Annotated in this window: 11 protein-coding genes; 7 read left to right on the plus strand and 4 right to left on the minus strand. The window is 71.2% G+C overall.

Features of this window, described 5'->3' with window-relative positions:
- Positions 1 to 36: 36 nt before the first annotated feature.
- The 5 genes from ACGWYL_RS11395 to ACGWYL_RS11415 all read left to right on the plus strand — a co-directional run bounded on the left by ACGWYL_RS11395 (position 37) and on the right by ACGWYL_RS11415 (position 4,129).
- On the plus strand, positions 37 to 1,044 hold the full coding sequence (locus ACGWYL_RS11395) for a tripartite tricarboxylate transporter substrate binding protein (RefSeq protein WP_179425274.1): 1,008 nt from the start codon (positions 37 to 39) through the stop codon (positions 1,042 to 1,044).
- On the plus strand, positions 1,041 to 1,550 hold the full coding sequence (locus ACGWYL_RS11400) for a tripartite tricarboxylate transporter TctB family protein (RefSeq protein WP_395487218.1): 510 nt from the start codon (positions 1,041 to 1,043) through the stop codon (positions 1,548 to 1,550). Before ACGWYL_RS11395 ends, ACGWYL_RS11400 begins: the two co-directional genes overlap by 4 nt.
- Positions 1,550 to 3,079 (plus strand): tripartite tricarboxylate transporter permease, encoded by a 1,530-nt coding sequence (locus tag ACGWYL_RS11405; protein WP_395487219.1) that lies wholly within the window; start codon positions 1,550 to 1,552, stop codon positions 3,077 to 3,079. The genes ACGWYL_RS11400 and ACGWYL_RS11405 overlap by 1 nt, the downstream gene beginning before the upstream one ends.
- A 13-nt stretch (positions 3,080 to 3,092) precedes the next feature.
- Positions 3,093 to 3,500: a universal stress protein gene (locus ACGWYL_RS11410; protein WP_395487220.1), complete on the plus strand. Its 408-nt coding sequence runs from the start codon at positions 3,093 to 3,095 to the stop codon at positions 3,498 to 3,500.
- Positions 3,501 to 3,580: 80 nt separating this feature from the next.
- Positions 3,581 to 4,129: a DNA-3-methyladenine glycosylase gene (locus ACGWYL_RS11415; RefSeq protein WP_179425266.1), complete on the plus strand. Its 549-nt coding sequence runs from the start codon at positions 3,581 to 3,583 to the stop codon at positions 4,127 to 4,129.
- Between the two features lie 13 nt (positions 4,130 to 4,142).
- Here ACGWYL_RS11415 and ACGWYL_RS11420 read toward each other — a convergent pair whose 3' ends face one another.
- The 3 genes from ACGWYL_RS11420 to ACGWYL_RS11430 all read right to left on the minus strand — a co-directional run bounded on the left by ACGWYL_RS11420 (position 4,143) and on the right by ACGWYL_RS11430 (position 7,291).
- On the minus strand, positions 4,143 to 5,333 hold the full coding sequence (locus tag ACGWYL_RS11420; RefSeq protein WP_395487221.1) for an SGNH/GDSL hydrolase family protein: 1,191 nt from the start codon (positions 5,331 to 5,333) through the stop codon (positions 4,143 to 4,145).
- 66 nt (positions 5,334 to 5,399) lie between these two features.
- Complete coding sequence (locus ACGWYL_RS11425; RefSeq protein ID WP_395487222.1) at positions 5,400 to 6,506, minus strand: acyltransferase; 1,107 nt, start codon at positions 6,504 to 6,506, stop codon at positions 5,400 to 5,402.
- Positions 6,507 to 6,631: 125 nt separating this feature from the next.
- Positions 6,632 to 7,291 (minus strand): DsbA family protein, encoded by a 660-nt coding sequence (locus ACGWYL_RS11430; protein ID WP_269306371.1) that lies wholly within the window; start codon positions 7,289 to 7,291, stop codon positions 6,632 to 6,634.
- A gap of 64 nt (positions 7,292 to 7,355) precedes the next feature.
- Between ACGWYL_RS11430 and ACGWYL_RS11435 the strand changes: the two genes are divergently transcribed.
- Positions 7,356 to 7,736 carry a universal stress protein gene (locus tag ACGWYL_RS11435; RefSeq protein WP_179425258.1) on the plus strand — a complete coding sequence of 127 codons (381 nt, stop codon included), beginning with the start codon at positions 7,356 to 7,358 and terminating at the stop codon, positions 7,734 to 7,736.
- Here the strand turns inward: ACGWYL_RS11435 and ACGWYL_RS11440 are convergent.
- Positions 7,726 to 8,946, minus strand: coding sequence for a hypothetical protein (locus ACGWYL_RS11440; RefSeq protein ID WP_395487223.1), 1,221 nt, complete (start codon positions 8,944 to 8,946; stop codon positions 7,726 to 7,728). The genes ACGWYL_RS11435 and ACGWYL_RS11440 overlap by 11 nt on opposite strands.
- 50 nt (positions 8,947 to 8,996) lie before the next feature.
- Here ACGWYL_RS11440 and tyrS point away from each other — a divergent pair, with 50 nt between their 5' ends.
- Positions 8,997 to 10,253, plus strand: a complete 1,257-nt coding sequence (gene tyrS / locus ACGWYL_RS11445; protein WP_179425254.1) for a tyrosine--tRNA ligase — start codon at positions 8,997 to 8,999, stop codon at positions 10,251 to 10,253.
- Positions 10,254 to 10,561 lie beyond the last annotated feature (308 nt).

Genomic DNA, 10,561 nt, shown 5'->3' on the forward strand with positions numbered 1-10,561 from the left:
CCGCATGATCGGGGTGGAGCACGACGAGGAGGACCGATGATCAGGTGGGGAACGAGCGGCCGCCGTGGCCGCGCGCTGGGCGTGGGCCTCGTGGCGACGCTGGTGCTGGCGATGCTCGCCGGCTGCGGGGTCACGCGAGCCGACGACGAGGACGCGTCCAACCGGCGCCTGCGCATGATGATCCCGAACAGCCCGGGTGGCGGCTACGACCTCACGGGTCGCGCCGGTGTGCGGGCGATGGAGGAGAACGAGCTCACCGGACGCTTCGAGGTCACCAACGTCATCGGCGCCGGCGGCACCGTCGCGATGCAGCGACTCATGAACGAGCGCGGCGCCGACGACCTGCTGATGACCATGGGTCTCGGCGTCGTCGGGTCGGTCTTCACGAACGGCTCCGACGCCACCGTCGACAAGGCCACGCCGATCGCGCAGCTGGTGTCCGAGCCCGAGGGCATCCTCGTGCCGAAGGACTCGCCGTTCCGCACGGTCCAGGACTTCGTCGACGCCTGGAAGAAGGACCCCGGCAGCGTCACGATCGGCGGCGGCTCGTCGCCGGGCGGACCCGACCACCTCTTCCCGATGCAGCTCGCGGACGAGCTCGGCATCGACGCGAAGGACGTCAACTACATCACGTACGACGGCGGCGGACCGCTCACGACGGCGCTCCTCGGCTCCAAGATCGAGGTCGGCATGTCCGGCCTCGGCGAGTTCGAGGGCCAGATCGAGGACGGGTCCTTGCGCGTGCTCGCCGTCTCCGGCGAGGAGCCGCTCGAGACCGTCGACGCGCCCACCCTCAAGGAGGAGGGCATCGACTTCAGCTTCATCAACTGGCGCGGAGTGCTCGCACCGCCGGGCATCTCGGAGGAGACCCGCGCCGAGTACATCGAGCTGCTGACCGCCATGCACGAGACGCCCGAGTGGCAGGAGGCCCTCGAGCGCAACGGCTGGATCGACGACTTCGCCACGGGCGACGACTTCGGCACCTTCCTGGAGGAGCAGAACGACCGCGTCGCCTCGACCCTCGAGGAGCTGGGACTCGCATGACCACCACCACGAACTCACCGGCACGCACGGTGGACCGGGCCCAGTACGGGCTCGCGGCTTTCGTCACCGTCGTCGGCATCGTCGTCCTCGTCGACGCCCTCGGGCTCGACGCCGGCTTCGCCGACCAGCCCGTCCAGCCGTACGCGTTCTCGTACGCGATCGGCAGCGTGCTCGTCGCCCTCGGCGTCCTGCTGGCCGTCGCCACCTGGCGCGGTGACGTCGCCGAGCCCGAGGAGGGCGAGGACGTCGACCTCTCCGGCGGTCTCGACTGGACCACGCTGCTGCAGCTGGTCGCCGTGATCGTCGTCGTCGTGGCGCTGATCAACTGGCTCGGCTGGGCGATCATGGGCGCCTTCCTCTTCGCCGCCTCGGCGCGCATCCTCGGCAGCCGGCGCCTGCTGCTCGACGTCGGCGTGGGCATCGCACTCTCCCTGCTGACCTGGTACGGCTTCTACGTCGGCCTCGGCATCCCGATCCCTGCGGGCGTCCTGGACGGAGTGCTCTGATGGAGCTGCTGCTGGAGGGCTTCGCGAACGCCCTGACCCCCGAGAACCTGCTGTACGCCGTCATCGGCGTGCTGCTGGGCACGGCCGTCGGCGTGCTGCCGGGCATCGGCCCGGCGATGACGGTGGCGCTGCTGCTGCCGATCACCTACAACGTCGACCCGGCGGGCGCGCTCATCATGTTCGCCGGCATCTACTACGGCGGCATGTACGGCGGCTCGACGACGTCGATCCTGCTGAACACCCCCGGAGAGTCCTCATCGGTCGTCACGGCGCTCGAGGGCAACAAGATGGCCAAGCGCGGACGTGCGGCACAGGCCCTCGCCACCGCGGCGATCGGCTCGTTCGTCGCCGGCACCATCGGCTCGATCCTGCTCGTCGTCCTGATGCCCAGGATCGCCGACGTCGTGGTCGAGCTCGGTGCGCCGTCGTACTTCGCGATCATGCTGTTCGCGCTCTTCACGGTCACGGCCGTGCTGGGCTCCTCGAAGCTGCGCGGCTTCACCTCGCTCTTCCTCGGCCTGACGATCGCGCTGGTCGGCTCCCAGACGGGTCAGGCCCGGCTCACGTTCGGCCGGCCCGAGCTCGCCGACGGCATCGACGTCGTGGTCGTCGCGGTCGCGATCTTCGCCATCGGCGAAGCGCTGTGGGTCGCGGCCCACCTGCGCCGCCGCCCGCTGGAGATCATCCCCGTCGGGCAGCCCTGGATGAGCCGGGCCGACTGGGGCCGCTCGTGGAAGCCGTGGCTGCGCGGCACGGCGTACGGCTTCCCGTTCGGCGCCCTGCCCGCCGGCGGCGCCGAGGTCCCGACGTTCCTGTCGTACATCACCGAGCGTCGCCTCACGAAGCATCCCGAGGAGTTCGGCCAGGGCGCCATCGAGGGCGTCGCCGGCCCGGAGGCGGCGAACAACGCGTCGGCCGCGGGCACGCTCGTGCCGCTGCTGGCGATCGGTCTGCCGACCACCGCGACCGCCGCGGTCATGCTGCTGGCGATCCAGAGCTACGGCATCCAGCCCGGCCCGCAGCTGATGGACGCCGAGCCCGAGCTCGTGTGGGCCCTGCTGGCCAGCTTGTTCATCGCCAACGTGCTGCTGCTGGTGCTGAACCTGCCGATGGCGCCCATCTGGGCGAAGCTGCTGCAGATCCCGCGGCCGTACCTCTACGCCGGCATCCTGTTCTTCGCCGCGCTCGGTGCGTACAGCGTGAACTTCCAGGCGTTCGACCTCGGCATCCTGCTGGTGCTGGGCCTGCTCGGCTTCGCGATGCGGCGCTTCGGGCTCCCGGTGCTGCCGCTCATCATCGGTGTGATCCTCGGGCCGCGCCTGGAGGAGCAGCTGACCACCGCCCTGGCCATCTCGCAGGGTGACCTGAGCACCCTGTGGAGCGAGCCGGTGGCCGTCCTGGTCTACGTCCTCATGGCGGCGATCGCCGTGGTCATGGGGGTCGTGACGTGGCGTCGCCGCGGGCACGACACCGACGAGATCGACCGCATGCTCGACCGCGCGGCGGTCACCGACCGCGACGACATCTGAGAGGAACGACGACATGACGATCGTGGTGGCCTACAGCCCCGACCAGTACGGACGAGCCGCGCTCGCCCACGGCGCCGCCGAGGCGACGCTGCGCAGCGAGGGCCTGCTCGTGATCAACGACACCCGCGGCGACTCGCTCGTGGACACGCGATTCGCGCGCGAGGACGAGATCACGCAGGTGCGCGTGCGGCTGGCGACGCTCGGCCTCCAGGCCGAGGTGCGCCAGGAGGTCGTGCGCGACGTCGCCGAGAGCGTCGTCCGCGCGGCGACCGAGTCGGGCGCCAGCCTCATCGTGGTCGGCGTCCGGCACCGCAGCCCGGTGGGCAAGGCGCTGATGGGAAGCGTCGCCCAGCGGGTGATCCTCGATGCGCCGTGCCCCGTCCTGGCGGTCAAGCCGGACGAGGAGTCCGACGCGGTCTGAACCGGTTCGGGGTGGCTCGCGGCGGCGTGCCTACGATGACGCCGTCCCTGTTCCCGTCCCGGAAGCGAGATCCACGACCCATGGCCGAGGTCACCCTGCGCGCCCGCGACCTGTTGGGCCGCCTGCTGCACGGGCACGGCGTGGTCGCGCGGATCACCGAGGTCGAGGCCTACGGCGGCATCGAGGACCCCGCCTCCCACGCGTACGTCCGCACGCCGCGCTCGGAGATCATGTACGGACCGGCGTGGCGGCTCTACGTGTACCGGATCCACGGCCATCACGCGGCCAACGTCGTCACGGGACCCACTGAGAAGGCGGCCGCCGTGCTCATCCGCGCCGCCGAGATCGTCGAGGGGATCGAGCTCGCCCGCGAGCGCCGCGGTCCCGTGGCCGACGTCGCCCTGGCGCGCGGCCCCGGCAACCTCACGAAGGCGCTCGGGATCACCAGCGCCGATCTCGGCACCGACCTGCTCGATCCCGAGCCGGTGTCACTGGGGGAGCGGGTCGAGGATCCCGAGATCGTCGCCGGCCCTCGCGTGGGCGTCCGGCTCAACGCCGACGCGCCGTGGCGCTTCTGGGTCGCGGGCGACCCGACGGTGTCGGCCTATCGCCGGCACCCCCGGGCCTGACCCGCTCGTCAGCTCAGCGCAGGCACTTCGGCGTGCTGGTGGCCAGGTCGGCCGTGCGGACGACGCTGCCGTGCCGCAAGGTCACCTGGGCGCGCACCGGACCCCGGTGGGCGTGGCCGCGCAGCGACGCCGCCGACCGGGTGAGCGCGAAGGGCGCGCGGGTGTCGGTGCCGACCACGCGACTCCCGATGCCGAACGTGGTGGACGTGGCGAGGCCCTGCCCGCCGGTCACCCGCAGGGTCACCCGCGCCTTGCGCGCCGGTCCCTGACAGACGGCGTGCAGCCGCAGGGTGCCGGCCGCGCGACCGAGGCGGCGCCGCGAGTCGTGACGACCCGCCACGAGCGGCTCGATCGTCTCGAGGGCCTGGTCGGCCATCTGGGCCATGCCGGCGGTCGACGGGTGCAGCGGAGCACCGTCGCCGTAGGCCTCGAGGCCACGGATCCACTGGTCGGCCGGGGCGGCGCAGGCCGAGTGCTCCTGCCAGCCCTCGATGTCGCGCATGTCGACGAAGGCGATCTTCTGCTCCTTCGCCACGCGTCCGACGGTGTCGCTGAGTCGGTCGATCATCGACTGCAGGTACGCGAGGTCGGCGTTGGTCGCGCGGAAGAGCGCGGGGCACGTCTCGGTCGGCACGTAGGTGCCGTACCCGACCGCGACGATCTGCGCCTTCGGCGAGCGCTTGCGGACGTCGGCGATGACGCGCCGATAGGTGTCGGCGAGCCCGTCGATCGCATCGTGGTACGGCTGCGTGGGCAGGGTGCTGCAGCCCTGGATCAGGCACGTCTGGGCCAGGCCGACCAGGCCCACGTCGTTGCCGCCCATGGTGCCGATCGTCACGAGCGTGGTGTCGCGGGTGAGCGCGTCGAGCTGGGGCGGCACATCGCCGGCGGGCGTCGTCTGCGGGCTCCAGTAGTGCGCCGTCGTGGCCGAGCTGCAGCTCACGTCGGTGAAGCTCCTCGCGCCGATCTCGGCGGCGACGAGGCTGGGGAAGTTGTGGTCGCTGCGGGCACAGCCGCCGGGAACCTGCTCGGGGATGCCGGGGCCGGCGACGAACGAGTCGCCCATCGCGACGTACTTCTCGCCGGTCGCGGGATGGTGCCACGCAGGAGCGCGCTCGCCGGCGGAGGCGGGCAGCGCGCTGGCCAGGCCGGCCAGGAGGGCGAGGGAGGCGGCGACGGCCGACGAGCGACGGAAGGACTTCACGGGGGACTCCTCGAGGACGATGTGACCTGCATCACGCGAACTCCGCGACGGTATCACCGTCCCCCGTCAGATCCAGCGGCGCAGCGGCTTCACGAGGTCGAGCGCCCAGGAGACGCCCACCGAGATCACGACGGTGGCGACGTAGATGACCGGGAGCCCCACGATCGGGCGGTCCTCGACGAGCGGGCCGAGGTCGGTCGTGACCCGCAGGGTGTGCAGGACGAGCGCGTGCACGAGGTAGATCCGGAAGCTCAGCTCGGAGAGCCGGCGGACGGCCGGCCACGCGGGTCCGGGTCCCCAGCTGCGCGTGGCGAAGAGCGCGAAGACGCCGATCGAGTACATCAGCACCGGCGGCTTGAGATTGTCGTAGGCGGCGAACACGTCGGGATCGCCGTGGCTGGCCGCCTGCCACACGGCGACGAAGGTCCACCCGAGGCCGGCCACCGCCAGCGCGAGCCACGCGAGGTACGGCACCCCCAGCCGGTCGCGGTAGTGGCTGATCACGAAGCCGAGGACGAACAGGCCGACGTAGCCCGTCGGCAGGGCCGCGAACGGTGACGGGTAGAGCGCGGGAAAGCGGTCTCCGAGGAACCAGGCGCCCCACCGCGGCAGCAGGTCGGCGACGAGCCACAGCACGAGGAACCACGTCAGCAGCTGGCGGCGCTGGGGCTCGGGACGGTCCGTCAGGGCCCGCAGCAGCGGCACCGTGAGGTAGATCCCGAGCAGGACGTAGACGAACCACAGGTGGTACGCGGCCGGGCCGCCCAGGAGCGCCCGCACGAGACCGGTCAGTCCCAGCTCCCCGGGGTCGGTGAGGGTGCCGTTGACGCCGCGCGCGCCGTCCTCGCGCAGCAGCGCGTTCGCGAGGCCGTAGATCACGATCCACGTCAGCGTCGGGAGCGCGACGCGCAGGAACTGCGGCCGCAGCACGAAGCGGCGGACGGGGTCGAGCAGCAGCGCCCCCGACGTCATGAAGAAGCAGTTGACCGCGAAGCGCCCCAGCGAGTCGGCCAGGTTGCCGACGTTGAAGGCCGAGACCAGCTCGGGCGCCGAGTCGCGCCACACCACCACGACGATCGCCCCGGTGTGCAGCAGGATGACCGCGAAGGTCGCCAGCACCCGCAGGTGGTCCAGCTCGTGCCGGCGCGCGACTCTCGTGGCCGTGGTGCTCATGGCGGCACCTTAGAGGCCGGGCTCCGCCTGCTCCTCGGGTGCCCCGTCGCTCGCCTGCGGGATCTCGCAGACGCCGTCGACGCACACGGGCGCGTCGTCGTCGCCCACGATCTCGAACGGTCCGGTCACGCCGAGGCCTCCGCGACGGCCCGGTCGAGGACCTGGCGGAACGTCTCGGGGGCCTGCGCGCCCGACACGCCGAGGCGGCCGTCGAACACGAAGAAGGGGACGCCCGAGATGCCGTAGGCACGCGCCTGGGCGATGTCGGCCTCGACGTCGTCGGCGTGACGACCCGACTCGAGGGCCTCACGCAGCGCGTCGGCGTCCAGTCCCACCTCGGCGCCCAGCGCGACGAGCTCATCCACGCGGCCGACGTGGCGACCCTGCTCGAAGTACGCCGACAGCAGGCGCTCCTTGAGCTCGATCTGCTTGCCGTGCTCCTTGGCGAAGTGCAGCGCCTGGTGCGCGAGCAGCGTCTTGGTGTGGCGCAGCGCCTCGAAGTCGTACGACAGGCCCTCGTCGGCGGCCAGCGCGGTCATCTGCGTCAGCATCTGCTCGACCTGGCCGGCGTCCATGCCCTTGTGGTGCGCGAGGAAGTCGACCTCGCTGCCCTCGAAGTCGACCGGCGTGTCCGGGGCCAGCTCGAAGCTGTGGAACTCGACCTCGACCTCGCCGTCGAAGTCCTGCAGGGCGGACTCGAAGCGGCGCTTGCCGATGAAGCACCAGGGGCAGGCGATGTCGGACCAGATGTCGACCTTGACGGGACGTGCAGCGTTGTCGTTCACGTCGGTCCCAACGCCGGGGAGCCGTCGCGGCATTCCCGACGCGGGTGCGCGATACGCTCGGACCATGACCATCGCCGTCGCCTACCGACCCGACGACTACGGGCGCGCTGCGGTCCGCTGGGCCGCAGCCAAGGCCGAGGCCAACGACGAGAAGCTCGTCATCATCACGGTCAGCGAGATCGACCCCGAGTTCGACGAGCCCGAGGAGATCGACCTCTCGGAGTTCACCGAGCGGTTCGACCTCGAGGGCATCGACTACGAGGTCCGCCGCGCGGCCTCGCTCTCGGTCTCGGACGTCGTGATCGACGAGGCCGTCGACGCCGGCGCCGAGCGCCTCGTCATCGGCATCCGCAAGCGCACGCCCGTCGGCAAGATGCTCATGGGCCGCGTCACCCAGATGATCCTGCTCGACGCCCCGATGCCCGTCATCGCCGTCAAGCCCTGACGCGACCCCGCCACGTCACGGCGGCCACCCCGAGGCTGAACAGCCCGTCGACCGCGAAGTAGATGGCCACGACCCAGCGGATCGGCGCCCACAGGCCCCAGTCCGCGGCGACGGTGAGGAACACCACCGCCAGCGCGAGCTCGGTCAGGCCGTAGACGAAGCACGCGCCGGGGTGCTCGATCAGGAACCGGCGAAGGCCGCCGAGCGGCCCCTTCGTGATCTCCTCCCGCGAGAGCTCGGTGCGCAGGTCGCCCGCGGCGCCTCTCAGCCCGCGCGCGAGCATCTCGCGCTTCGAGAGGGGGCCGACGACCGTGACGGCCGGGGGTGGAGCCTCCTCCTCCAGCCACAGCGCCGCGGAGAGCGGGACGCCGACGGCGTCGGCGACGTCGGCCGCGAAGGACTTCTCGCCCGTCCCGGCGGCCTTGAGGCGCGCCACGAGCGCGTCGTCGAATCGGCGTCGCCGCGAGGGGAACCACAGGGTCACCTCGCCCCGCAGCAGGGCGCGCGTCTCGGGATCGTGGAGCCCCGTGGTCAGCTCAGGAGGGACGCCCCGGTCCACGTGACACACGACGGTGCGACCGCCGTGCCGGACACGGATGATCGCGCCACGGCCGTCTCCCTCCCGGCTGAAGGACACGGCAGGCAGCTGCGACCGCAGCGTCACGTCCACGACGACCCCGGGATCCGTGCTGAGCGTGTCGTGGATCAGCGTGAACCCATCGACCTCGGCGACCTCCACGGTCGCGTCGCCGCGATTGGCGATCGACTGGGCCTCCCCGCCGAGGTCCGGGTCGGTGCGGACGACGTGGACCAGCGTGAGCGGCAGGGAGTGGGTCTCGGCCTCCCACACGGTGCCCATGAGCTCATCGAGCTCCTCCGGAAGGTCGCCACCCGTGTGGTGCCGGCCGTCGCGATCCACCACGCCGTCGTCCACCAGCGCCACGGTGTCGAACCGGTGCACCAGTGAGCGGACCAGTCCCTGCCAGGGCAGGCTCGGCGGCAGGTCGTCGCTGCGCAGGACGAGCTCGTCCGCGTCGAGCGCCAGGCGAACCGTGTGCACCTCCGGCTGGCCTAGACGGGCCCCGTCGATCACGCCGCCTGCGATGCGCACGGAGTCCAGGTAGTCCAGGAGGTCGCGCGCGTCGATGGTCGAGCCGTCCGCGCGGACGGCCACGATCCCGACCTCGTGCGTCTCGGCAGGGGTGTTCACGCCCGAAGCCTAGTGAGGCCCCGGCGTTCCGCGCCGATAGCCTTGAACGCGTGACTACACACGTGATCGACGACCTGCAGGCGCGCGGCCTCATCGCGCACTCCACCGACCTCGACGCCCTCCGGGCCGAGATCGACGCGGGCCCGATCACCTACTACGTGGGCTTCGACCCGACCGCGCCGAGCCTCCACGTCGGCAACCTGCTCCAGCTCCTGACCGCGCGTCGCCTCCAGCTCGCGGGCAACCGGCCGCTGATCCTCGTCGGCGGCTCCACGGGCCTCATCGGCGACCCGAAGGAGTCGGGGGAGCGGATCATGAACTCCAAGGAGACGGTCGCCGACTGGGTCGAGCGGATCCGTGGCCAGGTCTCGCGCTTCGTCGAGTTCGGCGGGGACAACGGCGCCACGGTGGTCAACAACCTCGACTGGACGCAGCCGATGTCCGTGCTCGACTTCCTGCGCGACATCGGCAAGCACTTCCCGGTGAACCGGATGCTGGCCCGCGACGTCGTCGCCAGCAGGCTCGAGTCGGGCATCAGCTACACCGAGTTCAGCTACGTGCTGCTGCAGTCGATGGACTACCTCGAGCTGTTCCGCCGCCACGGCGCGGTGCTGCAGACGGGCGGCAGCGACCAGTGGGGCAACCTCACCGGTGGCGTCGAGCTGATCCGCCGTGCCGAGGGCGCCAAGGTGCACGCACTGTCGACGCCGCTCATCACCAAGGCCGACGGCACGAAGTTCGGCAAGACCGAGAGCGGCACGATCTGGCTCGATCCCGAGCTGATGAGCCCCTACGCCTTCTACCAGTCCTGGATCCAGGCCGAGGACTCCAAGGTGGGGGAGTACCTCAAGCAGTTCACGTTCTTGCCCGTCGAGGAGATCGACGCGCTGATGGCGGAGCACTCCGAGCGCCCGGGTGCCCGCGCCGCGCAGCGCCGGCTCGCGGCCGAGCTCACGACGCTCGTGCACGGGGAGGACGAGACCCGAGCCGCCGAGCTGGCCTCGGGCGCGCTCTTCGGGCGGGGTGACCTGGGGGACCTGCCCGAGTCCACGCTCGCGGCTGCGCTGCGTGAGGCAGGAGCCGTCGAGGTCCCGTCCGGCACCCCGCTGGTGGAGGCGCTGATCTCGTCCGGCCTCGCCGATTCCAAGTCCGCGGCTCGTCGCGCGATCGGCGACGGCGGCGCCTACGTGAACAACCAGCGGGTCGACGACCCCGAGCTGGAGCTGGGCGCCGAGCACCTGCTCCACGGGTCGTGGGTGGTGCTGCGCAAGGGCAAGCGGTCGGTTTCGGGGGTCCAGGTCGTGTGACCGCCCGAAACGACTGGAATTGCAGGTGTGACCCGGCACACCCACCCCCCGGTTTGCGCCCACGGGAGACGTGTGTGTAATGTTCTTCTTGTTGCTCCGCACGGCGGGGGAACGGGAAGCGCAGACCGAAGCGGTTAACGCCAGGAGCCCTGTGGGGAGCCGGAAACTGGCCGCGGGAAAACGTAGCGCTGGCATCGTGACCGAGCTGGGTTTGACCTGGTGGAAAACGGCGATGTAATGTGGATGAGCCCCTGTGGTTGTGCCGGTGACGGTGTGGTTGTGGGTGTGCGTCTGATCCTTGAGAACTC

The sequence above is a fragment of the Aeromicrobium sp. JJY06 genome (genome assembly GCF_044069275.1).
Taxonomy (GTDB): Bacteria; Actinomycetota; Actinomycetes; order Propionibacteriales; family Nocardioidaceae; genus Aeromicrobium; species Aeromicrobium tamlense.

Bases quoted from the DNA above. Each gene is read 5' to 3' on its own strand.
- ACGWYL_RS11395 (WP_179425274.1), top strand. From the start codon at position 37: ATGATCAGGTGGGGAACGAGCGGCCGCCGTGGCCGCGCGCTGGGCGTG.
- ACGWYL_RS11400 (WP_395487218.1), top strand. From the start codon at position 1,041: ATGACCACCACCACGAACTCACCGGCACGCACGGTGGACCGGGCCCAG.
- ACGWYL_RS11405 (WP_395487219.1), top strand. From the start codon at position 1,550: ATGGAGCTGCTGCTGGAGGGCTTCGCGAACGCCCTGACCCCCGAGAAC.
- ACGWYL_RS11410 (WP_395487220.1), top strand. From the start codon at position 3,093: ATGACGATCGTGGTGGCCTACAGCCCCGACCAGTACGGACGAGCCGCG.
- ACGWYL_RS11415 (WP_179425266.1), top strand. From the start codon at position 3,581: ATGGCCGAGGTCACCCTGCGCGCCCGCGACCTGTTGGGCCGCCTGCTG.
- ACGWYL_RS11425 (WP_395487222.1), bottom strand. From the start codon at position 6,506: ATGAGCACCACGGCCACGAGAGTCGCGCGCCGGCACGAGCTGGACCAC.
- ACGWYL_RS11435 (WP_179425258.1), top strand. From the start codon at position 7,356: ATGACCATCGCCGTCGCCTACCGACCCGACGACTACGGGCGCGCTGCG.